The organism is Aquimarina macrocephali, assembly GCF_051627225.1.
Taxonomy (GTDB): Bacteria; Bacteroidota; Bacteroidia; order Flavobacteriales; family Flavobacteriaceae; genus Aquimarina; species Aquimarina macrocephali.
In genome coordinates this window covers 1,829,890-1,855,299 of record NZ_CP151795.1, presented here as the reverse complement: position 1 = coordinate 1,855,299, position 25,410 = coordinate 1,829,890, and the positions used below count along the sequence as shown (strand labels likewise).

Here is a 25,410-nt window from a genome sequence, read left to right as displayed (position 1 = left end):
TAAAGACATTATTTTTTTACAAAACGCTTGGTAATAACACCTTGTTTTTTGGTGGTGATTTGTAAAAAGTAAACTCCTGTTTTCAAATTGGAAACATCTATTGTATTTTTAACGACTCCTTTACCTACTAATTGCCCTACAAAATTTTTGATTTCAAAATTTGAAGGTTCCTTAGAAGCACTTTTGTCACTCATAAATACATTCATGATCGATCCCTGAACCGGATTTGGGAAGACCGAAAAAGATATGTTTTCTGTTGAAACCAAAGAAGAGTTAGCAGCAACACTGGTTGTAAGAGAAATGTTATCAATGGCAATATCAGCCTGCCAGGTAGCCCCTGTAACTCTATTAAATCTTAGTTTTAAAGCTTCACCAATATATTGAGAAAGATCAAGATTAATGGTATTCCAGGAATTTCCTTGATTACCGGTTTTACTCCAGATGCTTGTCCATGAAGCACCATCATTTGTTGATGCTTCAACTGCTATGCTCCCCATATCAGATGCGCCAAACATATGATATGCAAATGTGAATGCAGGAGAAGCAGTACCACTTAAGTCAAAACAAGGAGATGTTAGTATTGCACGTTTACTAGGAAACCCTGTTCCGTTTCCAGAAGCCTCTACATAGAGATAATATGTTCCCTGACTTGCACTTGATGGTCCTGTATTTCTTGATGGAGTTCCATTAGTATCTACTGTCCAATTGATATCATCTGATGATGATTGTGTCCACAAACCTAAAGTGTTTTCAAAACTTTCATTGTATGGGAATGAGGATACTCCACCGGCACAAACATTACCACTACCTTCGGTAATAGTAACCGTGTAATCTTCTACCTCACCATATTGGAACGATTCACAGGATGTTGGGACAGAATTATATTTCATAGAGACACGCATTCTGGTCGATACTGCTGATGCACTAGATGGGATTGAAAATGTTCCACTAACAGGAGTAGTCCTCGTTGCATTCTGTGACCATACTTGTTCTCCAGAATCTACAAAATCACCATCTTGGTTAAAATCGATCCATACACTATACCCTTCACTATATACTGTGCCCGACCATGTTGGAGTGATTGTAATTGTATGTGATGTTCCTTTTGCAAGACTGGTAGATATAGAGGTGTTGTCTTCATAACCACCACTGGATGCCCCGGATGTATTATTTATACTCCCGATAGATACATTACTAATATATTCATCAGAAACACTATTTCCATTAGAATTACAATAATTCACTTGCACATCTGTAGTTGTGAAATTAACAGAACCACTGTAGTTAGAAGAAGTGCCGTCTTGACATTTACTTCTTACTTGTGCTTCATAAGATGTAGTGGCAGACAAACCAGTTATAGTATTAGAAGTTCCATTTACAGCCGTCGTTGTCCAGGAAGAAGTACCAGTCTGACGATATCTTAAATCATAAGTAGCGTTGGCAACACTTGTCCAATTAATAGTAGCAGAAGTTGCATTTATATTAGAAGACCCAACACCTGTAGGAACTGTTGCTTGACATACTGCAGGTGCACTTTTCCGTATTAAGAAAAACCCTCCTTGAATATCACTTATAACAATGTTTCCGCTATTGAAATAGGGGTATACATTCCACACACCATCCATAGTTACACTATTACTAGAGGTATAAGTATCAAAAAACCCTACCTCTGTCATGGTTTTGGTTCCAATGTTAGAAATATCTATAACCCTTATCCCTGCTCTATAATTTGCCAAGTAGAATAAATTACCTTTTACATATCCATTATGATCTGTAGCAGGTGTAGGGCCAAAATAATTAAAATGAAATTTTGGATTATCTAAATCCTGAAAATCAAAAACTATTGTTTTTGTATTAAAACCAACTCCTTGTTCATCGAGTTCATCTCCCAATATAAAATATTTCAAATCTTCTGTAAACCACCCTTGGTGAGTATATTTAACATCAGAATATTTTATGGTTGATATTGTTTTAGGATTTGATTTATTGGTAATATCGGCTATTACGATTTCAATTTCGTTGCTACCGATTAGAATTTCTTTTCCTGTATAGTCACTATCCGGACCATTATAAGTAATAACCTGGGCATCATGAGTATATGCACGTTGACCCCCTGATAAAAGTCCCCCTGCGTTAGTAGGGTTTTTAGGATCTTGAATGTTAATAAAAAGAGGTCCTCCTTTATAAGGACCAGAATTTCTTTGAGCCCCTACAACATAGGCATATCCAGAATCTTCATTGATTACAATGTTATGAGCATTTCCGAATTCTGTATACCTTTTATCTGCGGTAAAATTTTGAGGAGGATTTGCTACGTTACGCAATCTTGTAAGATCAAAAACCTGCATTCCGTGATTTGAAGCTTCACTTACTATAAAAGCATGATTTTTATACACTTTTACATCTCTCCAAGAACTATTAGAGGTAGCTGTTGGCAATTTACCAAGATAAACGGGATTAGTTGGGTTTGAAATGTTTATAAATGCGGTTCCGTTATTTAAACCAATAATTGCATATTCATTACCGTTTTGTGGATCTGTCCATCCCCAGCTATCATTACCGGCTCCGGCACTCATTTGAGATAGAGTGATGTGAGACATTAAATCGTAATCGTTACAAGGGTAAGAACCTGCCAGCCCGTTTTGACAAGGGGTCTGACCATAAGAGAATACTGCTGATAATAACAGCAGAAGAGTAGTTAGATTTTTCATTGAGTTTGTGGTTTAAGAGTTTGTTTAGAAACTGAAGTTTATGTCATACGCTAATAGTTTAGTTTTTAAATAATTAACTAATTTATCGATTTTATGTATAGGTATTTGTTGATTATGTGTGTAGTTTGTATTTTTTTAACTTTTTTTAACACTTTTTCACATAATTATGAGTTAAAAAATAAGAAATTGTATTAAAGTGATATGTATTTTTTGATTTTAAGCAAAATCTATAAAGAGCAATTAAAGTTTTTGACTGCGATCATATTTTGATCTATATAGAGGGTAGGATTATGTTATAAAACATAATTAATTTATATTTTTTATGGAGTGCTCTTTTGAATCAATAAAAACCCTCCTTGGATATCACTAATCACAATATTTCCACTTTGAAAATAAGGGTATACATTCCATACCCCATTAAAATTTGCACTATCACTTGATGGGAAAGTGTCAAAAAAGCCAATTTCTGTCATATTTTTATTCCCGATATCAGAAATGTCAAGTATTCTAATTCCAGCTCTATAATTTGCCAGATAAAATAGATTTCCCTTTACATATCCATTATGATCTACGGCAGATGTAGGACCCGTATAATTCATATGAAACTTAGGGTCATCAAGATCTTCAAAATCAAAAACTATAGTTCTGGTATTAAATCCAACTCCTTGTTCATCGGTTTCGTCGCCTAATATAAAATATCTCATATCTTCTGTAAACCATCCTTGATGCGTATACCCTACGTCTGTATATTTAATAGTTGATATAGTAACAGGATTATTCTTATCTGTAATATCTGCGATTACAACTTCTATCTCATTACTACCAATTAATATTTCTTTACCTGTGTAATCGGTATCAGGTCCTTGATAGTTAATTGCTTGTGCATCATGACTATAGGCTCTATCTCCTGTAGAAAGAAAACCTCCTGCAGCAATTGGATTTTTAGGATCTTGTATATTAATAAATACAGGACCTCCTCGATAAGTTCCGGACCTACTTGTTCCTACTGCATATGCAAATCCAGAATCTTCATTAATAACAATATTATGTGCACTTCCAAAATCGGTAAAATGCGTATCAGAAGTAAAGGTCTGAGGCGGGTTTGTTACATTTCGTAGTCTTGTAAGATCGAAAACCTGCATTCCATGATTGATAGCCTCACTTACAATAAAAGCGTGATTTTGATAGACTTTTACATCCCTCCACGGACTATTTACAGTTGCGGTTGGTAGTTTGCCTAAATATATTGGACTACCGGGTGTAGAAATATCTATGAAAGCCGTACCATTGTCCAGTCCTATTAATGCATATTCTTTACCACTTAGTGGGTCTGTCCATCCCCAGCTATCATTGCCAGCACCCGCAGACATTTCTGTCAACGATACTCTAGTGATCAGATCATATCCACTACAAGGGTAAAACCCACCTGCAAGACCATTTTCACAGGGGCCAGATTTAACATCATTTGTAGCAACAGGCGGATTATTAAAAACGTCATTACCATTGTCGTCACTACTACAACTTATAAAAGCTGCAAATAATAACAATTCGCATATAAAATACCTTTTCATAATGTTTTCAATTTTAATAAATGTACTAAACTTTTTTGAGTATTGTTTTAATATCCCCAAGCTACAAGACTCCTAGTGTTAAGTTTAGAGGGTTGAAAAATCAGAAGTTTTTTATGAATTGAAATCACTTTGTTACCTACCTTTGCAAAATGATTGAAGATAAGAATACACCAAAGACACAACTATCGGAATTAGGAGAGTTTGGACTGATTAATCATTTGACCAAGAATTTTGAGATCAACCAAAAAACAACTTCTCTTGGGATTGGGGATGATGCAGCAGTTTTGGATTTTAAAAATAAAAAATGCGTATTAACAACAGATTTATTGATAGAAGGAGTACATTTTGATTTGTCATATGTTCCATTAAAGCATTTAGGATATAAAGCAGTGGTGGTTAATCTTTCTGATGTTTATGCAATGAATGCAACAGCATCACAAATTACAGTTTCTATTGCAGTATCAAACAGGTTTCCTTTGGAAGCATTAGAAGAATTATACGCAGGAATTGAAACTGCAGCAAAGATTTATAATGTAGATGTAGTAGGAGGAGATACAACTTCTTCAACAACCGGTTTACTTATTAGTATTACGGCTGTTGGATATGCAAATGAAGAAGATTTGGTATATCGTGGTGGGGCCAAAGAAAATGACCTTCTGGTTGTAACTGGTGATTTGGGAGCAGCATATTTAGGGCTTCAGGTATTAGAGAGAGAGAAGCAAGTTTATGAGGTTAACCCTAATTCGCAACCAGACCTGGATCAATATGCTTACATCATTGAGAGACAACTTAAACCAGAAGCACGTAAAGACATATCAGAACTTCTTAAAGCATTAGATGTAAAACCAACAAGTATGATTGACATAAGTGATGGACTATCATCAGAAATAATACATCTTTGTTCTCAATCTAAAGTTGGAGTAAATTTATATGAGGAAAAAATCCCATTAGACCCTACAGTTATATCTACATGCGAAGAATTTAAAATGAATAGTACAACAGTAGCACTAAATGGAGGAGAAGATTATGAATTACTGTTTACAATGAAACAAGAAGATTATCCTAAAATAAAAGCAAATCCCAGTCTTACAGTTATAGGTCATATAACAGATGAGAAAAGTGGAATAGGACTAGTAACCAGAGCAAATGAAAAGATAGCCATACAGGCTCAGGGTTGGAATCCAATCGAGGAATAATTAATAATTATGAAGCTGCCTGAAATGGAGTATCACGATTAGTTCTTGCCTGTTTCTTAGCATGCACAGAGGCTAAAGCATTATTAATTTCTTTTAATTTAGGTGTCATTGCTTCTAATCGTCCTCTACTATTAGTAGTAGCTTGTTCACCACAGTGCGAACAGGTATATTCTTTAATGTGATGAGTAACATTTTTAGAAAGAAGATAGTCATGGCCAAATAGAGAGCAGTAAATTTTTGAAAAAGAAAATGCGGAGGATGGGGTAGTTTTTTTCATTATTCTTAGGGGGTTAAAAATTCATAGAAAAGGGTTATGGGTTCATTATCAATACAATAATAATCTTTTTTTTATTATTATCTGCATTTTTGTAAGAAAAAATCACCATAAATCATTGATTTTTAGTCGAAATACTCCTTTTGTAGTGTTTTTTGACTACGAAAAAGGTATTTCGTCTAAGAAATGTGTAAAACTGTCTGGTTTTTAAAGAAACCAAAAATGGGTTTATTATCTTCTAAGATTTGTATTAAAAAGAGTTCAGAAACTGGTAAAGTTCTGCAACATATTCGTCCTTATTCTCCAAATATGACATATGTCCCCCATCAAAACTAACAAGATTGATATTACATTGTTTAGATTCTTTAATACTTTGATCATATAATAATATAGGATCTTTGGTTCCGGCAAATATGATTTTAGGCTTATTAAAATTGGACAAAAGAGATGTATGATCTTTTCTTACTTTCATTCCTTCTAAACCAGAGATAATTCCTTGCAAAGAAATCATTGAAGCCTGATCTTTGATTATATTTATTTTGTCGGCAAATCGCAATCGGTTTTCTTCGGCAAAAAGATTAGCAATTGCCATGCTGGTATATGCATTAGGACTATTCTTGACAATATCAATAGCTCTACTACGGTTTTGTTTTCTCTCGGCACTATCAGGAAATGAGGTAGAATTTAACAATACTAATCCTGAAACTATATCTGGAAAAAGATCTATGCATGCGAGAGCTACATATCCTCCCATAGAATGACCTACAAAAGAAGCCTTAGAGATATCTAGATGATCTAAAACAACCTTGATTGCTTGTGCCATATCCTCCATAGTATGTATATATCCGATACACTCGGTATGACCATGACCTAAAAGATCTATCGAAATGCAATGATATGTACTTGATATAAGGTCGATGGTTTCTTCCCACATAGTAGAATTTTCTAGAAACCCATGTAGAAAGATTATAGGAGTACCTTTTCCAGAGGTGTTATAATTTACTTTAATCCCTTTATATGTTACTATCATTTTGCTTTTTAATTTAAAGAGCAAAGAAACTAGAAACAATACTCTTTTAAAATGTAAATGAATATTTTTTTATGAATGTACTTAGTTTTTTAGCTATAGTTATATATTAATTTTCAGCTTGTTATTGCTTTTCTATTTACAAATACTATTACGATTATTTTGTATGCTTATTATGGTTTCATTATTATTGCTTTTTAAAGGGACATAAATACCTAACTAAATGAGATTTAATAAAGAAACTTTTGTTGCAGGATTTGCATTATTTTCAATGTTCTTTGGTGCAGGAAATTTGATGCTTCCTCCACTTTTGGGGTATAAAGCGGGTGATGCATGGTTTCTGGTTATTATGGGTTTTGCTATTTCGGCAGTAGTTATTCCTTTGTTAGGAATTTTTGCGCATGCTCGCTTACAAGGAACTATGCTTGATTTTGCAAAGAAAGTATCTCCTACATTTAGTCTTATTTATTGTATACTGGTTTATTTGATCTCGATCACATTGCCTTCTCCAAGAACAGCATCTGTTACTCATGAGATGGCAATTCAACCATTTTTTGGCACAAATGCCTGGTTGACCAGTACTATTTATTTTGCGTTAGTATTGCTTTTTGTACTTAATCGATCTAAGATTCTTAGTTTATTAGGCAAATTTCTTTCTCCTATTATATTTATCGTCGTACTTAGTATTATTTGTATTAGTATTTTTTCAATGCAAACTCCTGCGATTAATCCTTCAGAATTTCAAACTCCTTTTATTAAAGGGTTGCTAGAAGGATATCAAACATTTGATGCAATAGGAGCCGTTGTTGTAGGTGGCGTTATTATTGTTTCTCTAAAAATTAAAGGAGAAAATAATTTTGATAGAAATCGAAAACTGATCATTGGATCAGGTATTTTGGCGGGAGTAGGTCTTTTTGTTATTTATGCAGGGATGATTTATAGCGGTGCATTATTTGGTGCTGATTTTGACACTGATATTTCCCGAACAGATTTATTATCAGGGATGAGTTTAAAAACTCTGGGCAATATTGGTAAAGTATTTTTAAGTATTCTAGTTGGATTAGCTTGTTTTACTACAGCTGTAGGTATTGTAACAGGTACGGCAGATTTTATAAAAGGTATCTATAATGGATCTCAAAAAGCATATTTTATTACTGCAATTGTAGCCTGTATTTTGGGTGTTTTAATGGGACAGTTTGATGTACACTATATCATCAATGTGGCTATACCGGCACTTATGTTTATTTACCCTATAACCATCATTTTGATTCTATTAAATGTTTTACCCAATAGATTCACTTCTTCATTAGTATTTAGAACTGTTGTTATTGTAACTATTTTATTTAGTATTCCTGATTTTTTAGGGTCTATTGGAATGCAGGACTATGTTGCTCCGCTTATAAAAGTCCTTCCTTTAGGTGTATATAGCTTAGCTTGGTTATTACCAGCATTGGTAGCACTAGTTGTTATGAATATCTTTTCAAAAACAAAGTGATTTTTATAAACATAAAAATTAAAGGTTTTTAGGGGTAAATTCCCCTTTTGTATTGTATTAGTTTTTGTTACATTCGCGCCAGAAAACAAATTTTAATAATTTTATATAAAGGGAATCTATGGGAAAAATAACTACTCTTATACTTATTACATTACTTTTATTTTCTTGTGCTAATGATGATGACTATGTACCTATAGCATCAGGTTTGGATAAAGACTTAAAAACTCTTTTAACCAATATTTCTGAAGACAAAGGTCTTGCTTATTTTATTTTACCACAAAGTGATGATTATCTTAAAATACCTCAAGATCCTCTAAATCCAATTACTAAGGAAAAAGTTGAATTAGGAAAGTTATTATTGCATGAAACAGCTCTTGGCGGAAACCCAAAAATAGATGAGATGAAAGCGACATATTCTTGTGCCTCTTGTCATCAAGTTGCTGCGGGATTTAGCTCAGGATTAAGACAAGGTATTGGAGAATGTGGTATAGGTTTTGGAACCAATGGTAATGGTAGATTAATAAATACTAATGTTCCTATTGATTCTGTTGACATCCAACCACTTCGTTCACCTACTCTTTTAAACGTGGCGTACCAAGATGTAATGTTATGGAATGGACAATTTGGAGGTACAGGAACTAATGCAGGAACAGAAAGTAATTGGACAAATATTCAAGAGAATTTTTTAGGATTTCAAGGCATAGAAGTTCAAGCAATAAAAGGTCAGGGAGTACATAGACTATTGATTGATGAGGCTTTTGTAAATACACTTGGATATAAGGAAATGTTTGATAAGGCTTTTGGTGATATTATAGAGAGCCAGCGATATACTACTAAGAATGCAGGTTTGGCCATGGCTGCTTATGAAAGAACATTACTTGCCAATAAATCGCCTTGGCAAGAGTGGTTAAAAGGAGACTATGATGCTATGAGTGATGCAGAAAAGAAAGGAGCAATTTCGTTTTTTGGTAACGGAAAATGTTATCAATGTCATACTGGTCCAGCATTAAATGATAAGAGTTTTCATGCTTTTGGGATGGGGGACTTTGATAATTCTAATAAAGCATTGGTGCTAGATAGTGCAGGTTTTGAAAATGTAAAGAAAGGAAGGGGAGGTTTTACTAAAAATCCAAATGATAACTATAAATTTAAAACACCAACTCTTTATAATATAACTGATAATGGTTTTTATGGTCACGGAGGAACATTTACATCGGTAAGAGATGTTGTGGTATATAAAAATAAAGGAATCCCGCAATCAACAGAAGTAACAGATGAAAACCTGGCAACTCAATTTGGTACTATTGATTTGACAGATCAGGAAATAGATAACCTCACGGCTTTTATAGAAACTAGTTTACGGGATACTGATCTTAATCGGTATGTGCCTGAAACGTTGAAATCGGGATTATGCTTTCCGGTTAATGATGTACAATCTCAACAGGATTTAGGATGTAACTAAATATAGAATAATCGTTTTTGATCAGACTTAATTTAATGTAGCAATCCACCAGGTGTTACCAAATGGATCTTGAAAACCGGCTCCTCTGGCTCCATAATCTTCTTCTATAGGTTCCATCAAGGATTTGGCTCCTGCATCTATTGCTTCATAATATGTTTGATCAGTATCTTTTACATAAACATACATGCACCCGGGGTGTGCAGGATTATGTTGTGAAGCTTCTGTAAGAAGAATAGTGGTATCACCGATCCTAATTTCTGAGTGCTGTATTCTGTTATCAACATCCAGGCTTCGTATCATTTCCTGTGCCTGAAAGATTTTTCGAATGAAATCAATAAAATCTTCAGCTTTTTCTACTACTATATATGGCATAGCTTGCTGGTGACCAGCAGTTATTTTCATTCGTTGCATAATATATAAAAGAGAGTTTTTGTATTCAACGAAGGAAGTATAGAAAATATTCTATAGATGAGTAGAAATATCAACGAGAAGACTGATTAGACTTACTATTTTTTTGCTTTTCTAACTTTTTAATAAAATATGAAGGATAAATCCCTGTCTTTTTATAGAATGCTTTAGAAAATGCTTCAGAATTATTAAAACCAATTTCTTGTGCAATGGCTTGCACTGTATATTTTCTAAATATCGAATCATCGTTTAATTTATCGATTACAAAATCGATTCGTAAATCATTGATATAATTACTGAAACTTTTTTCTTTAAAAGTATTAACCACTTTAGAAAGATAACTAGAGTTTGATCCAAAGCTTTTGGCAAGATCTTTTGAGGTTAGAGGTCTTAAAAACTCTTTTTTTTCTTCAAATTGCTGTAGCTTGTTAAGTAGTTTGTCTAGGGTCTTTTTGTTAATTGATGAGGGACTTGGATCATCATTAGATTGATTTTTTTTTTGGTTTTGATCAGAAATTTGATGCAAGAGTTTTAAAAACCTCTTTTTGTAAAGCTGTTGTCGATAGTAATAGTAACCAATACCAATTAGGCTTAATAACAGAAATATTAATATGATAATATTTTGAGAAGATATCCTATTGTTTTCTTTTTCTAATGAAGCTATGATTTTCTGTTTTTGCTCAAGGAGTTCCTGAGTATCAAATTCTCTTAATATTTTATCACTAACAATCCTGTAGTTCTTTGTTAAAATACTATCTGCACTTAATAATTTATTTATGTACAGTAATTGGTTGGTGTGGTCATCAATAGATTTGTAATAATCAACCAGTTCTATATAGGCTGATCTACTTTCGGGTAAAAAATAATTTAAAGTTTTAGATATAGAATCTATTTTTTTGAAGTAATTAATAGACTTTGAGATTTCACCTAAGCTTTTATTAGAATTTCCTAAATATAGATACGCATTAATTAAATCGGTAGTACTTTCATAACCTCTTTCAGGATTAATAATTTTGGGTAATACTGTTTTAATTTTCTTTACCGAAGTACTATATTCTTGGTCGTGATAATCTAAAACACCATCATTTAAGTCGAATAAAAATCCAACGGGTTTACCTTTAGAAAACTTAGCTCCTTCTTTATTTAAAATTTTTGCAGAATCTATTTGATTATTTAATCTATATACAGAGACGAGTTCTGTTAGCGTCAATAGATAAGAAATAGTGTCTCGTTTCGTTTTGTTTTTGATGCTTTTTTCATACGTTATACATTCTATAAATAATCTTTTGGCCTCGTCATATTTTCCTAGTTTCCTTTTTAAATTTGCAATATTATGCTTTAGAAGATATATATATGGTACATTATTGTTTTTTCTAGAGTGGTCTAATGCTGTTAAGTAGTCCTTAAAACTATTATTAAGGTCACCAAACTCTCCAAAGGCAATTGCTCTTTTATTATAGAAAACCTCTGGATGGTTCTTTTTAACTATATTTTTGCCAAAAAAAACAGCACTATCTAGAGCTTCTATTTTTCTATTTTTCGAATCATTATACAATAGACTTTTATATACATAAGACCACGCTATGCGACTGCTGTCTTTGCTGTTTTTTCCTTTGTTAAAATATGCCTGGGCATATAATCTTGCTTTTGACTTATTACTATCTAAATTTGTATGAAAGTCTTCACTAAGCTGTTTGTATGTTTTTTGCATCAAGGAATCAGGAACCTGAAAAGATTGCCCATAGCTTATAAACGAGATAGAAAAAATGACAATGCTGCTAAGTAGTTTTAAATACATACCATACCATTTAGAATTTTAATTAAGAGTCAAAAGTATTTAAATATTGATATCAAAGTCAATAAAAGAAATACGGTTTTTATCAATTACGAGAAACTCTTAATTAGTTTATATAACAAGATGAGAGATTTTTTACTAGCGATTATAAGATTTTATGCGAATTTTAGATTTAGTTCGGTTGTTTAAAAAAGAAGACTATCAATCAATTTTGGTATATTTTTCTTTGCAAGGCTCCATGCATTGAGTCGGATAATCGATGATCAACTTAGAATCGTTTATTTCAAAATTTATTTTAGATTCTGAAGATGTACAAGCCATGATAAGCTGAGTATGATTCATATCATACGTTCCAGACATTCCAATAGTCTTATCATTGTCTAATGGGCAGTAAGATACGTTTGTTTTTAAGGTGCCATCATTAAAGAATTCGATAACTTTTTCTTGGTTCGTTTTTTGAAAGGCACCTTTTCCATTTCCTGGATCGACCAGTACATGTGTTAGCTTCCATTTACCAACTAATGGTGATTTGTTTTTTTTAGTGCAGGCATTGCAAAACGTAATGACGAAAAAACATAGAAGAAGCTTTTTCATAGTAGAGCTGGTTTTAGAGTTATTCTCGGCTAAACTATAAAAAATAAGAGAAACTACCTTACGGCTTTACCACCGTTTTTTTTTCGTGTTTTGGAGCGTATTAAAAACCCCATACATAAAATGAATGGGGGTCTATATTTGATTTTAGTGAATTCTAATTATTCATTAATTCTTCAATTTCTTCAGCTTCGATAGGAATATTAGCCATTAGGTTAAAAGGTTCTCCTTTTTCCTGGATTACTACATCATCTTCAATACGAATTCCAAAACCTTCATCAGGAATATAAATTCCTGGCTCAACAGTAAATACCATATTAGCTTTCATAGGGTCAGTAAGGATACCATAATCATGAGTATCTAATCCTATATGGTGAGAGGTGCCGTGCATAAAGTATTTTTTGTATGCAGGCCATTCTGGATCTTCCTTTTGCACATCGACCTTATCTATAAGACCTAAACCTAATAATTCAGATGTCATAATTTTACCAACTTCAACATGATAATCGGCCCAAACAGTTCCTGGAACCAACATTTTGGTAGCTTCATTTTTAACTCTAAGTACAGCGTCATAAACATCTCGTTGACGTTTAGAATATTTTCCCGATACCGGAATTGTACGTGACAAATCACTAGAGTAATTGGCATATTCTGCAGCAACATCCATAAGGATTAAATCTCCTGCTTTACAGGGTTGGTTATTTTCTATATAATGAAGTACATTGGCATTATTTCCGCTTGCGATTATAGGAGTATAGGCAAAACCTTTGGATCTGTTATTGATAAATTCGTGCAATAATTCGGCTTCAATATTATACTCCCAAACATCTGGTTTTACAAAGCTTAAAAGTCTTCGAAATCCTTTTTCGGTAATATTACAAGCTGTTTGCATAAGATCAATTTCTATAGGATCTTTTATTGCACGCAATCGTTGTAAAATAGGATTGCTTTTTGCTACGGTATGTGCTGGATATTTTGCTTTCCACCATTTGGTAAAACGATCTTCACGAGTTTCTGTTTCTACACTAGATCTGTAATGTTCGTTAGTGTTTACATACACGGTTTCACATTGTGTCATGAGTTCAAAGAAAATTTTCTCTAAATCCTGAAGCCAATATACGGTTCTGACTCCAGAAACATCAAAAGCTCGTTCTTTGGTTAATTTTTCACCTTCCCAAATTGCAATATGTTCATTGGTTTCTTTTAGAAATAAAATCTCACGATGTTTCTCCTTAGGAGCATCGGGAAAAAGTAATAATACACTTTCTTCCTGATCAACACCACTTAGGTAAAAAATATCTCTATGCTGCTCAAAAGGCATAGTACTATCGGCACTAATTGGATATATATCATTACTATTAAATATAGCAATGCTATTGGGTTTCATTTGTGCTGTAAAGTTTTTACGATTTTTGATAAAGAGATTTCTATCGATCTGGTTATATTTCATTGTATGATATGTTGTTTAATTACAAACCTCATAAGCCCTCTAGACCAAACGAGGATTAAGAATACTGATTTTCTTCAAAAATATGATTATTATTTGCGTAATAAAAAAAGGAACTCAAAATCTTATGAGTTCCTTTTTAAATATTTAATTTACCTTAACTTTTTTTGCTAATATGAATGTATTTTTATTTGCTTATTGCATTTTTGATTAAACCTATTATAGCCATTAATACACCACCACCAACTCCACCACCAGCAATGCTTCCTAATATTCCGGACAAATCCATTCCGCCAGAAGTACCTATTCCCAGATAACTTAACAAATATCCACCTAAACCTCCTCCGAGTATTCCCAGAATTGAATTTCCTACTTTACCCAAAGATGCGTTTTTTAATAATGAGCCTGCGATGTTTCCTCCCACGGCCCCGCTGATTAATTGAATAATTAACGGTAAATACTCTTCCATGATTGTGTGTTTTATTGATTAGTGTGTAATAAATTAACTAAAAATTTACGAGAAACGCAAAAAATAGACACTATCCTTTGCGTTTTATAACTATTGTTTTATGGCAAATGATTGTTAAACAATATCTAAAAATTTTGAGTTTGTTATAACAATATCTACTTTCAACGCACTAAACACCCATCAAAATGAAAACATTTACATCATCATTATTTTTCCTATTTCTTTCTTCTTTTATTTTTTCTCAACAACCCGCTACTAATGCAGAATTAGTACAGAAAGGATTGCTGAACAAAAAGCAAATGGAAAAGTCTTCTTTAGTAAAACATGTACCTTTTAAAAATATTGGCCCAACTGTAATGAGTGGTCGTGTAGTTGATGTTGATGTAAACCCAGAAAATACTACAGAGTTTTATGTAGGATATGCTTCTGGAGGGTTGTGGCATACAGTAAATAATGGAACTACTTTTGAACCTGTTCTGGATTCGGCAGAGACAATTAATGTAGGTGATATTGCAGTAGACTGGAAAAATAATATTATTTGGGTAGGAACCGGTGAAAATAATTCGTCTAGGTCATCCTATGCAGGAATAGGAATTCTAAAATCTACAGATAATGGTAAAACATGGAAAAATGTAGGACTACTCGATTCACATCATATAGGTAGAATCGTTATTAATCCTAATAATCCAGATGAGGTAGTCGTGGGAGTAACGGGGCACTTATATTCTTCTAATCAAGAACGTGGAGTCTATAAAACAACAGATGGAGGGACTACCTGGAAAAAAACGTTGTTTATTAACGATCGAACTGGTATCATTGATTTGGCATATGCGCCTGGCAACTATAATGTTATGTACGCAGCTGCATGGGATAAAGATCGTAAAGCTTGGGATTTTAAAGGTAATGGATTAGGGTCAGGGATTTATAAAAGTATTGATGCAGGAACTACCTGGAATAAAATATCTATAGAAGGAAGTGGGTTTCCTACGGGAGAAGGAGTTGGTAGAATTGGCCTTGCCGTTTTTGATGAAAACACAGTATATGCTGTACATGATAACCAGTATAGAAGAAAGGAAAATGAAACCAAAAAAAGTGGTGTCGGATTAACCAAAGAGGATTTTAAAACGATGTCATCAGAAGCTTTTTTAAAACTGGAAAACAAAAAGCTAAATACATTTTTAAAAACCAATGGGTTTCAAGAAAAATATAGAGCAGATAATGTAAAGCAACTTGTGCGTAGTGGTACGGTAAAACCAATTGATCTTGCCAAATATCTCGAAAATGCTAATGCAATGTTATTTGATACTCCGGTTATAGGAGCAGAAGTATACAGAAGCAATGATGGTGGTAAATCCTGGGCAAAAACCCATGAAGACTATATTGATGATTTATTTTATAGTTATGGATATTATTTTGCTCAGATACAAGTAAGCCCTACTAATAAGGATCATATATACATTTCTGGAGTTCCTATTTTGAAATCTAAAGATGCAGGAAAAACATTTACCAATATTAATGGAAAAAATGTTCATGCTGATCATCATTCATTGTGGATTAATCCTAAAAACCCCATGCACTTGATAAATGGTAATGATGGAGGGCTAAATATCTCTTATGATGATGGAGAAAACTGGATAAAAGCAAATCAACCTAGTGTGGGACAGTTTTATGCAATTAATATTGATCATGAGAAACCATATAATGTGTATGGTGGATTGCAAGATAATGGAGTTTGGGTAGGAGCACATAATGCTAAAGAAGATGATTCCTGGCATCAAAATGGTCATTACCCTTGGGAAAGCATTATGGGAGGTGATGGTATGCAGGTGCAGATTGATGATCGGGATGCAAATATTGTATATACTGGATTTCAGTTTGGTAATTATTTTAGAATAGATCGTGAAAAAAACAAACAAACCTATATTCAACCTAAACATGAGTTAGGAGATTCTCCTTATCGATTTAATTGGCAAACACCAATTTTACTATCTCCTCATAATCAAGATATTTTATATTTAGGAGGTAATAAGTTAATGAGATCTATGAATCAAGGTGATGACTGGACTGCCATATCTAATGATTTAACGAATGGAGGCAAAAAAGGAAATGTAGCTTACGGAACATTAACTACTATTGCCGAATCAATATTTCAATTTGGACTGATCTACACAGGTAGTGATGATGGATTAGTATATGTAACTAAAAATTCTGGAGGAAGTTGGAGTAAGATTTCGGAATCTTTTCCTAAAGATCTTTGGGTGTCAAGAGTGATTGCTTCTTCTCATAAAAAGGGAAGAGTATATGTAACATTAAATGGATATCGATGGGATGATTTTAAACCTTATATCTATGTAAGTGAAAACTATGGACAGAGTTGGAAGAATATAGGAAACGGTTTACCTGTATCTGCAATAAATGTGATTAAAGAAGATCCTAAAAATGAAAACGTAGTATATATAGGAACAGATAATGGAGCTTATGTTTCATTAGATAAAGGGGCAAGCTGGCAAGTTTTTTCTAATGGATTGCCTAATGTGGCGGTTCATGATATTGTAATCCAACCAGAGGCTAATGACTTGTTATTAGGAACACATGGTAGAAGTATATACAAAACAAATATAGAAGAAGTGCAGCTTCTTGATGATAATGTAATAAATAAAGGACTTTATGTTTTTGACACACCTGCAATACAGTGGTCAGATCGATGGGGTGTTTCTTGGAGTAAATGGTCTACACCATATGAACCGACAACTACCATTAAATTTTATTCTGGAAAACCAGGAGATTTTTCTATTAAAATTACTACCGAAGAAGGAAAAGTACTTCAGGAATTTTCTACAAAAGCTGATAAAGGGCTTAACTATGTAGAATATGATCTTACGATCACAGAAAAAGGGAAAAATATACTTGAAAAAGAATTTCCTGATGAAGAAGTTTCGAAAAGAAAAAATGGAAAATATTACCTTCCTACAGGAAGATATTCAGTAGAAGTTTCTGCTGGAAAGCAAAAAGCAAAAACTATATGGAAAATTAAATAAAAAAAGATTCTTAATAGCTTACACTTTTACTGTATAAACCCCATCAGAATATTTTGATGGGGTTTAAGCAATTCAAACATTTATGATATAAAACAATCACATTTTCTTTAATATCCTTTATTGGGTGCCATATTAGAGTTTGCATTTAATTCGGCTAAAGGAATAGGAAAGGCATAATTATAGCTACCGTATACTGGCCCTTGAGAAACTACATTTAGTTTTGGGATATCTTGCTTTGTACGAGCCAAATCATCAAATCTAAACCCTTCAAAACATAATTCTTTTCTTCTCTCTAAAAGAATATTTTCTTTGGTAGCCTCTGTATATAAGTTAGCATCTCTATTATCAGGAATCATATTTAACCAGATTAAAGCATCGCCCGTGGCTCCTGTTTCTAGTAATGCTTCTGCATAAATTAAAATGATTTCTTCATATCTTATTAAACTAATATTATCATCAAAAGATTGAGAAGGATATTTACCAATATTTCTCAATTTATCTCCGTCAATATCAATCATACTGGTAGTTCTTCTAATATCTCCAGCATCAAAAATAGAAGTAAAATCATCATATGCTACAATATCACCATACCCAAATCGGTAGATATTTGCCAAACCGTTTATGCCTTGATTGTCATCTTTGTCATAAGCTAGTTCAAAGATCGAGTTAGGCTCATTATCCTTAGACCAACTCTCTACATATGAAGCAGAATCTAATATTGTAAATTGCCCCGAGTCAATTACAGCTTTAGCTGCATCTTTGGCTATACCATATTCTTCAAAATATAAGGCTACTCTTGCCTTAACTGCATTAGCAGCATAAGTGGTTATGTAGGTAGATGTACCATTAAGAGTTTCAGACATTAAAGATGATGCTTTGTCAAGATCAGCAAGAATTAAATTTTTTACTTCCCCTACAGTTTTTCTACTTGGAAGAAGATCATCATCGTCTTTAAATTTATCAATATAAGGAACTCCTAAAGCACTTAGCCCTCCGTTATCCACATGTTGTTGACCATATAAACGTAATAAATCAAAATGACCTAAAGCCCTTATGACATAAGCCTGACCTTTAGTATGATTGATTTGATCTTCATCTCCTTCAACCCCTTCGACATTAATAGCGATATTGGCTGTGGATATCGCAGTATAGATTACTGACCAGGTATTTAAAGCGTAGCCGTCTGATTCTAACATGTTCATATCGCTAACACTAATAAAACGACCTGATTTACCAGTAGAATACGCATTATCTGATCTTGCTTCTCCATATACGATGATATCTCTTCCATAATAGGTAGATTGAGTCATCCAACTATAGGTGCCATTTAGAAGATTAGATAAATCTTCTATGGTACTAATATTACCTTCTAAGTTTTGATTTTGAAGTAAAGTAGGCTCTAAATCATCATTACTACAAGAAGATATTGATGCTATAAATAAAGCACTACATACGAGGTATACTATTTTTTTCTTCATGATTTAAAATTTTAGGTTAACACCAAATACAAATGATTTTACAGGAGGTGTAGTTAATCTGGTAAATCCATCAGTTCTTACTTCCGGATCGTGTTTTAATCGATCATCTTTTACCCAGGTAAATAGGTTAGTACCTCTTAGAGTAAATGTGATTCCGTCAATACCTATAGTATCTAGTGTATTGTTAGTAAGATTGTATCCTAGTACCAACTCTCTTAATCGGATGAAATCTCCATCATATAAAAATCTTGTTGATGTAGAAGAAGCTTGGTTTCCTGCTGCTGTATTAGATTGTAATGCAGGGTAATCTGTAATATCACCTGGTTGTTTCCAGCTTTGTAAGAGTTCTTCGGTACCATTAAAGTATAGTGTACTGTTTAATCCGTTACTTTTGGTATAATATGACCAGCTTTCGTATACTTTGTTACCACCTGTAAAGTACAAGTTAGCATCCATAAAGAACCCTTTGTAATCAATATGTGTTCCAAAACCACCACTATAGGTTGGTATAGCACTTGCTCCCTGATATGCTACTTCTGCATCACTATACGTATTGGTTGTTTCACCATCTACTCCATTAATAAACCATAAAGGATCACCATTTTCGGGATCTACACCTGCCCATTTTCTCATATACCATTCACCAATCGGATGTCCTACTTCTGTTCTCTTGGTTCCTGAAGTAAGCAGAATATCTTCTCCATTAGCATCTTTAGCCAATTTTGTTACTTCATTATCTACTGTGGCAAAATTTCCGAAAACACTCCAGTTAAAATCATCAGTACTAATGATATTATAGTTTAGTTCTATTTCAATCCCTTTATTTATTACTTCTCCTATGTTTCTGTTAATAGATGAGAACCCAGTAGTACGAGATAGACCTACACTTTGTAAAATATCAAAGGTCTTTTTATTGTAATAGGCAACAGATCCCGATATTTTATCATTAAAAAGACCAAAGTCGATTCCTATATCCAGTGTGTTATTTTTTTCCCAGGATAAAGCATCGTTACCATATCCTATGGGATAAATTCCTGGATTAGCATTATAATCTGCATTATAGGCTAATAATGACTGATAGCTGTTAATTGCTACGCCGGCACTACCACTGGTCCCGTAAGAAGCTCTTAATCTCAGGTTATTAAATATAGCATTATCATATAAGAATTCTTCTGAGGTGATATTCCATGCTGCACCTACAGACCAGAAGTCACCAAATCGTTGCTCTGGTGAAAAACGAGAAGAAGCCTCTTTTCGATATGTAGCATCAAAAATATAAGTATCATCATAATTATAATTTAACATCCCCAAGTAAGAAAGGTTTTTCCAATCGGCAAAAGAAGTGCTTGCTGAAAAATTAGTACTAGCTTCTGCTATATAGGTCAATCCTTCTTTTGCAAATTTTTCTCCCTGAGCACTGATAAGATCATTTTTATTCTTTTGAAATTCTTGTAATACGGTAATATCAAAATTATGTTTATCTATGCTGGTTTTATAATTTAAAGAATTTTGAGTGACCCAGTTAAAATTACGAGCGGTCGCAGCGGCAGAAATACCTCCTTCTTCGACACCTCCACCATGGACTCTATTGGCAAAACGTTTGTAATTAGCCAGAGTATAATCGATACTAAAATTGGTTTTAAATTTTAAACCATCAAGAATTTTCCATTCTAAAGATGAGCTATTCATTGCACGAGTAACATCATTATTAATAATATCATTCTCAATTAAATAAAGATAATTGAAGTAGTTGATAGTGCTTCCAAAATCAGTAAGATTCAGGGTTCCATCAGCATTATATGGTGGTAGTGTTGGTGGCACAAAAAACTGAACAGAAAGTCCACTAGCATAAAACGCTCCTTGCTCAAATAACCCATCTTGATTTAAATTAGAAACACTAATATTATTTGTGAATTTTAATGTTTTAGTCATGTCCTTGGTAAAATTGAACTTAGCTGTGATTCTTTCATATTCGGTTCCTTTAACAATACCTTCGGTTTTATTATATCCTAGAGATGTATAGAATGTGGATGTTTCACTTCCTCCTGTGGCAGAAAAATCATAAGTCATCAAAGTTGGGTTTGGAGTTTTGATTTCTTCCTGCCAGTTTGCTTCGGGTCTTCCATTTGCGTTCCAATCGGTATATGAGGTACCCCAGAATCCAGGAAACCGTTCATAAATGTCTTTGGCTTCTGATCTGTCTATACTATAAGTTTCTCCATATGTATTAAATACAGCATCATAAAAAAGTTCTTCCCGCTGTGCAGCAGTTAATACTTTAGATCCTTCTACAGCTTGCTTCTGATACCCATAAGTAGAGGTAAAATTAAATGTCGTCTTTCTATTTTTTTTACCATTCTTTGTAGTAATTACGATAACCCCATTGGATCCTCTTGCCCCATAAGCTGCAGTTGCAGAAGCATCCTTAAGAACAGTAATACTTTCTACATCTCTACTATTAATACTGGATAGAGAACTCAAAGAACTTGCAGAACTGCTACCAGAAGTATTATAATTAACCATAGGCACACCATCGATTACAAAAAGCGGGGCATTAGATGAAGTAATAGAACCTACTCCCCGAATTCTGATTTGTTGTGTCGATCCGGGTGTTCCCGAAGAAGAAGCTATATTTAGACCCGCTACTTTACCTTGCAATGCTTGATCTACAGTTACTACTGGTACATCATTAATTTCATTGGCAACGACTTGTACAGTACTACCGGTAATTTCATTTTTACCTCTTGTAGTGTACCCAAGTACAACGATTTCTTCAAGTTCTTGAGTATCAGATACCATTTCAATATTGATAGTGTCTGATATGGCATCGATTATTCTCTCCTCTGTTTTCATTCCGATATAAGAAAACATTAATACCTCACCAACCTTGGCATTAATGATGTATTTTCCATCAAAATCGGTTTGCGCTCCTTGGTTTGATCCTTTGATGATTACTGCTACCCCAGGTAGTGGTATACCACTATCATCTGTTACTTTTCCTTTTATTTCTCTTTCTTGCAGAACATCACCAATTTTATTTATTTTGTGAGTGTTTCCATATGCACTAAACAGCCCCACAGATAAACATAACATAAAAATTGTTGTGGTTGTAAATAATTGATTTTTAATAATTTCTGCTGAATTCAAAAAATATGTATTGATTTTTTTATTCATAATTCGTTTTTCTAAAAATTGATTTTTTGTTCTTTTCCCCTTGTTTGAGAAGATTACTCTAATACTTCGTAGAGTCTGATTTTATTCCATAAAGTGTTGTTTTAAATTTGTATTAATATTAATTATATGCTCTGTTTTTTGGTATAGGTTGAGCTTGACACATCTATTGATATAGATGTATCTACCGTTATATTATATTTTTTAGTAATGCTGTTAAGTACTTGTTTTCCCTATATTCAGTCTAACATCATCAAAAAGAATTAAATGTTGATATTTCAAATTTTGTAGATAAATTTTGATAATTATTTAACAAGACTGTTTTATTTTTCATAAAATGAAAACAATTCGAATGGCATTATGTTTTTTTATCAAAAACAGAATATTATTCAGCGTGGTAAGTGTGCTAAAAGTGGATAATTTTAAATTTAGTAGGTGTTTTTATGATAAATTAACAAGAAACCTTATCATATTAATATAATTTTATAATAAACCGTAAAAATAACCTGAAATAAAGGGTGGGGTCTGTACGTTATTAGACGTTATAGATATTGTAGTAGGAATACATTTATGTAATCAATGAAAATAAACCCATACAATATTATTTTGCTTATAGGGTGTCTGGGCATTGTAGTTTTTGCAGTCCTTAAATTATGCTGTTGCAGAAAAAAAGAAAAGACTTTTAGGTTTTTTTATTATTTCTTGATTACTGCCAACTTAGTAATCATTCAAATACTACTAATAGATTTTAGAATCACTAAATTATATCCTTGGATTCTTATATTATATACTCCATTCGAATTTTTGTCTCCTGTTTTTTTTACAGCATTTACGTGCTATTATCTTGAAAAAGAGGAAATATATAATAGATACCGATATTATCTTTTAATTCCGTTTACGGTATTTTTTGTTGTGTACACATTAATAAAGGTTAATATTCTTATAGACTATTCTATTTTTTCAAAAAGCACAGTTTCCTTTCTACTTAATGAAATAGATGAAAATTTTACTGTTATTTTTTGTTTTCTACTCTCGATATGGAATTATCGTATTATACAGAGATATGAGAATTCTTTGGGAAGATTATCTTTTGTTTATGTTAGAAAAAAAACAAAATGGATAAAGAATATTTTTGCTGTACTAGTGCTCCTATCTGTGTTATGGATGCTTACTATTACTTTGTTTTTTATTAAAGAAGAAATAACCGGTCATTCTGCATATTACCCGATTTGGATGTTATATATGATATTTTGCTATGTCTTTCTGTTTTTGGGAATAAAACATTTAGACAAAGTGTCGGGTAGCGTTAATAATTTAGAAGATCCAATACAGAAAAAGATTACTAATTTTCAGCTATCGGGACTAGGTCATATTTTCTCCGAAAGAGAACTTCAATTAGTACACTCTAATCCCATATCTATTACGGGCATATTAAGTTATTTTGCTACTTCTTTGTTTGATAAAAATAAGAGAGATGATGTTTTGTCAGATATTGCAGAGAATTGTATTTCTCAATTACAACTACAGGAATGCAGTATCTATATGATATGTAAAGAAAATAAAATATTAATTCCTAAGGCAACATATAGCAATAAGAACAGCTGTGAAATCACAAAAAGAAAAAAACAAAGACCTATCCCAATTGGAGAAGGAATCTTAGGTAAAGTAGTACGGTTCGGGAAATATCAATGTATAGAAAATTTAAGTGTAACTATAGATGATAGCAAGAAGGATATAGTAAGAAAATCAAAGCTCTCTGTTCCTATATTTATAAGAGAGAAAGTGGTAGGAGTTTTGGATGCCGAACACGATGGGAAAGCATATTTTAAATCACATCATATCGCATTATTTTTATTGATAGCTAAATTAACAGAAATAAAACTTTCTCAAATCAATACCAGTACCAATACGGTAGTACTTAGCAATATTACAAATGATAATGCCTATTTTAAAGAGCTGGATTTTTTAATGAAAGAAGAAAAAATTTATATCGATCCTAATTTAGGTTTAGAAAATATTTCAAAAAGATTACAAATAAGCAGTAACTATCTATCTCAATTGATCAATAAACTAGGAGGCTGCAATTTTTCTGATTATATAAATAGCTATAGAGTCGAGGAAGTAAAATCCAAACTAAATGATCCTGATTATGATAACTATACCGTACTTGGTATTGCTATGGAATGTGGATTTAATTCGAAGTCACCTTTTTATTCTGCTTTTAAAAAACACACAGGAGTCTCTCCCAAAGAATATAGACAACAGCAACAAATTGTGTCCTGATTTCTTGAAATTCAAACTTTAAGGACACTTATAATTTTTAATGTTATTAGAATTGCACCTCACTTGTATTTTATACAGTTGAGTTTGTGTATGAGGTGAGTAGGTTTTAAACCCTTAAAATATACTCACCTTTTCAAATATTTAAAAAACTAACTAACATGAAAAATCTTATCCCTACAAGAATTGCACTAATCGAATACATTTCGCTTTTGGCATTTGCAACGTTCTCTTGCGAGAGAGTTAATAATGAAACACTACAGGAAAATAAAAATGAAGAGTTAGCGGTCTTTACATTTTCTAATGGCAATACACTACAATTAATTGAAAGTGATGAAGAAGGAGCCCCGGTTATCTTAGCTATCGAATCTGGGTCAAATAAAAATATAGAATTCATAGATTTTGACTCTAATTCTATATTAGATATATATCTCAAGTTAACTCCTGATGATTCTCCTCTCCCTAAAATAATTGCAGACATCTCAAAAGACAAAGACCATTTGCATCATAGAAGTGTTGTTAAGGATTTTGATACGGCACTAAATTTTAGTGTTGAAAAAATACCTGAAACACTTAAAATGAAGAGTAATAATAAAGCAGATTTTTGTGATAATATTCCTGAGAGCTATAATTATTGTTATAACCGAGAAAAAAGTAAAGTGTCTAATATTACATCTAGTAGTCGATGTAAAACAATGGAAAATTATACCTCTGTGTTTAAAGAATCATACAATGAAGGGAAGTATATGGAAGTAAGACATAGATATAGAAAAGCATCTGGAGGATGGGTGACACACACCAAAGGGAAATACAAGGTATATCCCGGAAGGTGGAAAAGATTAGCAATACCGGGAAAAATGAAAAGATACAGAAGAGCAGCACGTAGTGGGGTTAATGAATCAACTGGCCTTGGAACAGAATATTTGTATTGGAAAGGGTATACTGATTTTCGAAACTCGAAATAAAATTGTTAGCACAGGAATTATGATTTTATAAT

At 32.8% G+C, this 25,410-nt stretch carries 17 protein-coding genes; 6 read left to right on the top strand and 11 right to left on the bottom strand.

Annotated features, from left to right (window positions below; all coding sequences use genetic code 11):
* Nucleotides 1-8: 8 nt before the first annotated feature.
* Together AAFU52_RS08350 and AAFU52_RS08345 are read right to left on the bottom strand one after the other, a co-directional pair.
* Nucleotides 9-2,711, bottom strand: a complete 2,703-nt coding sequence (locus AAFU52_RS08350; protein WP_438426104.1) for a choice-of-anchor B family protein — start codon at nucleotides 2,709-2,711, stop codon at nucleotides 9-11.
* Nucleotides 2,712-3,031: 320 nt separating this feature from the next.
* Nucleotides 3,032-4,282 (bottom strand): choice-of-anchor B family protein, encoded by a 1,251-nt coding sequence (locus AAFU52_RS08345; protein WP_438426103.1) that lies wholly within the window; start codon nucleotides 4,280-4,282, stop codon nucleotides 3,032-3,034.
* A gap of 149 nt (nucleotides 4,283-4,431) precedes the next feature.
* Between AAFU52_RS08345 and thiL the strand changes: the two genes are divergently transcribed.
* Nucleotides 4,432-5,478 (top strand): thiamine-phosphate kinase, encoded by a 1,047-nt coding sequence (thiL, locus tag AAFU52_RS08340; RefSeq protein ID WP_024768552.1) that lies wholly within the window; start codon nucleotides 4,432-4,434, stop codon nucleotides 5,476-5,478.
* Nucleotides 5,479-5,485: 7 nt separating this feature from the next.
* Here thiL and AAFU52_RS08335 read toward each other — a convergent pair whose 3' ends face one another.
* The gene (locus AAFU52_RS08335; protein ID WP_024768551.1) at nucleotides 5,486-5,755 is read right to left on the bottom strand and encodes a hypothetical protein; all 270 of its coding nucleotides are present in this window, start codon (nucleotides 5,753-5,755) and stop codon (nucleotides 5,486-5,488) included.
* 247 nt (nucleotides 5,756-6,002) lie between these two features.
* On the bottom strand, nucleotides 6,003-6,782 hold the full coding sequence (locus AAFU52_RS08330) for an alpha/beta fold hydrolase (protein ID WP_438426102.1): 780 nt from the start codon (nucleotides 6,780-6,782) through the stop codon (nucleotides 6,003-6,005).
* Between the two features lie 220 nt (nucleotides 6,783-7,002).
* Here AAFU52_RS08330 and brnQ point away from each other — a divergent pair, with 220 nt between their 5' ends.
* Together brnQ and AAFU52_RS08320 are read left to right on the top strand one after the other, a co-directional pair.
* A complete protein-coding gene (gene brnQ / locus AAFU52_RS08325) occupies nucleotides 7,003-8,274 on the top strand; it encodes a branched-chain amino acid transport system II carrier protein (RefSeq protein WP_024768549.1) in 1,272 nt (423 codons plus the stop codon).
* Between the two features lie 118 nt (nucleotides 8,275-8,392).
* Nucleotides 8,393-9,736 carry a cytochrome-c peroxidase gene (locus tag AAFU52_RS08320; protein WP_024768548.1) on the top strand — a complete coding sequence of 448 codons (1,344 nt, stop codon included), beginning with the start codon at nucleotides 8,393-8,395 and terminating at the stop codon, nucleotides 9,734-9,736.
* 27 nt (nucleotides 9,737-9,763) lie between these two features.
* Here the strand turns inward: AAFU52_RS08320 and AAFU52_RS08315 are convergent, their stop codons facing one another.
* From AAFU52_RS08315 to AAFU52_RS08295, 5 genes are all read right to left on the bottom strand, one after another.
* Complete coding sequence (locus tag AAFU52_RS08315) at nucleotides 9,764-10,138, bottom strand: VOC family protein (RefSeq protein WP_035090364.1); 375 nt, start codon at nucleotides 10,136-10,138, stop codon at nucleotides 9,764-9,766.
* A gap of 79 nt (nucleotides 10,139-10,217) precedes the next feature.
* Nucleotides 10,218-11,942: a helix-turn-helix domain-containing protein gene (locus AAFU52_RS08310; RefSeq protein WP_438426101.1), complete on the bottom strand. Its 1,725-nt coding sequence runs from the start codon at nucleotides 11,940-11,942 to the stop codon at nucleotides 10,218-10,220.
* Between the two features lie 198 nt (nucleotides 11,943-12,140).
* A complete protein-coding gene (locus tag AAFU52_RS08305; protein WP_438426100.1) occupies nucleotides 12,141-12,533 on the bottom strand; it encodes a lipocalin family protein in 393 nt (130 codons plus the stop codon).
* Between the two features lie 154 nt (nucleotides 12,534-12,687).
* The gene (locus AAFU52_RS08300; RefSeq protein WP_438426099.1) at nucleotides 12,688-13,980 is read right to left on the bottom strand and encodes an aminopeptidase P family protein; all 1,293 of its coding nucleotides are present in this window, start codon (nucleotides 13,978-13,980) and stop codon (nucleotides 12,688-12,690) included.
* A 184-nt stretch (nucleotides 13,981-14,164) separates the two neighbouring features.
* A complete protein-coding gene (locus AAFU52_RS08295; protein WP_024768543.1) occupies nucleotides 14,165-14,446 on the bottom strand; it encodes a hypothetical protein in 282 nt (93 codons plus the stop codon).
* A 185-nt stretch (nucleotides 14,447-14,631) separates the two neighbouring features.
* Here AAFU52_RS08295 and AAFU52_RS08290 point away from each other — a divergent pair, with 185 nt between their 5' ends.
* Nucleotides 14,632-17,484: a VPS10 domain-containing protein gene (locus AAFU52_RS08290; protein ID WP_438426098.1), complete on the top strand. Its 2,853-nt coding sequence runs from the start codon at nucleotides 14,632-14,634 to the stop codon at nucleotides 17,482-17,484.
* Nucleotides 17,485-17,591: 107 nt separating this feature from the next.
* Here the strand turns inward: AAFU52_RS08290 and AAFU52_RS08285 are convergent, their stop codons facing one another.
* Together AAFU52_RS08285 and AAFU52_RS08280 are read right to left on the bottom strand one after the other, a co-directional pair.
* On the bottom strand, nucleotides 17,592-18,962 hold the full coding sequence (locus AAFU52_RS08285; RefSeq protein ID WP_438426097.1) for a RagB/SusD family nutrient uptake outer membrane protein: 1,371 nt from the start codon (nucleotides 18,960-18,962) through the stop codon (nucleotides 17,592-17,594).
* A gap of 3 nt (nucleotides 18,963-18,965) precedes the next feature.
* The gene (locus AAFU52_RS08280) at nucleotides 18,966-22,136 is read right to left on the bottom strand and encodes a SusC/RagA family TonB-linked outer membrane protein (protein WP_438426096.1); all 3,171 of its coding nucleotides are present in this window, start codon (nucleotides 22,134-22,136) and stop codon (nucleotides 18,966-18,968) included.
* 1,161 nt (nucleotides 22,137-23,297) lie between these two features.
* Between AAFU52_RS08280 and AAFU52_RS08275 the strand changes: the two genes are divergently transcribed.
* Together AAFU52_RS08275 and AAFU52_RS08270 are read left to right on the top strand one after the other, a co-directional pair.
* Complete coding sequence (locus tag AAFU52_RS08275) at nucleotides 23,298-24,416, top strand: helix-turn-helix domain-containing protein (protein ID WP_438426095.1); 1,119 nt, start codon at nucleotides 23,298-23,300, stop codon at nucleotides 24,414-24,416.
* Between the two features lie 158 nt (nucleotides 24,417-24,574).
* Entirely contained in the window at nucleotides 24,575-25,378 is an 804-nt protein-coding gene (locus tag AAFU52_RS08270) for a hypothetical protein (protein WP_438426094.1), read from the top strand.
* Nucleotides 25,379-25,410: the final 32 nt, after the last annotated feature.

Excerpts from the sequence above, each read along its gene's own strand:
- AAFU52_RS08315 (WP_035090364.1), bottom strand. The coding sequence starts at position 10,138 with ATGAAAATAACTGCTGGTCACCAGCAAGCTATGCCATATATAGTAGTA.
- AAFU52_RS08330 (WP_438426102.1), bottom strand. The coding sequence starts at position 6,782 with ATGATAGTAACATATAAAGGGATTAAAGTAAATTATAACACCTCTGGA.
- AAFU52_RS08285 (WP_438426097.1), bottom strand. The coding sequence starts at position 18,962 with ATGAAGAAAAAAATAGTATACCTCGTATGTAGTGCTTTATTTATAGCA.
- brnQ (WP_024768549.1), top strand. The coding sequence starts at position 7,003 with ATGAGATTTAATAAAGAAACTTTTGTTGCAGGATTTGCATTATTTTCA.
- AAFU52_RS08305 (WP_438426100.1), bottom strand. The coding sequence starts at position 12,533 with ATGAAAAAGCTTCTTCTATGTTTTTTCGTCATTACGTTTTGCAATGCC.
- AAFU52_RS08335 (WP_024768551.1), bottom strand. The coding sequence starts at position 5,755 with ATGAAAAAAACTACCCCATCCTCCGCATTTTCTTTTTCAAAAATTTAC.
- AAFU52_RS08345 (WP_438426103.1), bottom strand. The coding sequence starts at position 4,282 with ATGAAAAGGTATTTTATATGCGAATTGTTATTATTTGCAGCTTTTATA.
- AAFU52_RS08295 (WP_024768543.1), bottom strand. The coding sequence starts at position 14,446 with ATGGAAGAGTATTTACCGTTAATTATTCAATTAATCAGCGGGGCCGTG.
- thiL (WP_024768552.1), top strand. The coding sequence starts at position 4,432 with ATGATTGAAGATAAGAATACACCAAAGACACAACTATCGGAATTAGGA.
- AAFU52_RS08350 (WP_438426104.1), bottom strand. The coding sequence starts at position 2,711 with ATGAAAAATCTAACTACTCTTCTGCTGTTATTATCAGCAGTATTCTCT.
- AAFU52_RS08320 (WP_024768548.1), top strand. The coding sequence starts at position 8,393 with ATGGGAAAAATAACTACTCTTATACTTATTACATTACTTTTATTTTCT.
- AAFU52_RS08310 (WP_438426101.1), bottom strand. The coding sequence starts at position 11,942 with ATGTATTTAAAACTACTTAGCAGCATTGTCATTTTTTCTATCTCGTTT.
- AAFU52_RS08275 (WP_438426095.1), top strand. The coding sequence starts at position 23,298 with ATGCTTACTATTACTTTGTTTTTTATTAAAGAAGAAATAACCGGTCAT.
- AAFU52_RS08290 (WP_438426098.1), top strand. The coding sequence starts at position 14,632 with ATGAAAACATTTACATCATCATTATTTTTCCTATTTCTTTCTTCTTTT.
- AAFU52_RS08270 (WP_438426094.1), top strand. The coding sequence starts at position 24,575 with ATGAAAAATCTTATCCCTACAAGAATTGCACTAATCGAATACATTTCG.
- AAFU52_RS08300 (WP_438426099.1), bottom strand. The coding sequence starts at position 13,980 with ATGAAATATAACCAGATCGATAGAAATCTCTTTATCAAAAATCGTAAA.
- AAFU52_RS08280 (WP_438426096.1), bottom strand. The coding sequence starts at position 22,136 with ATGAATAAAAAAATCAATACATATTTTTTGAATTCAGCAGAAATTATT.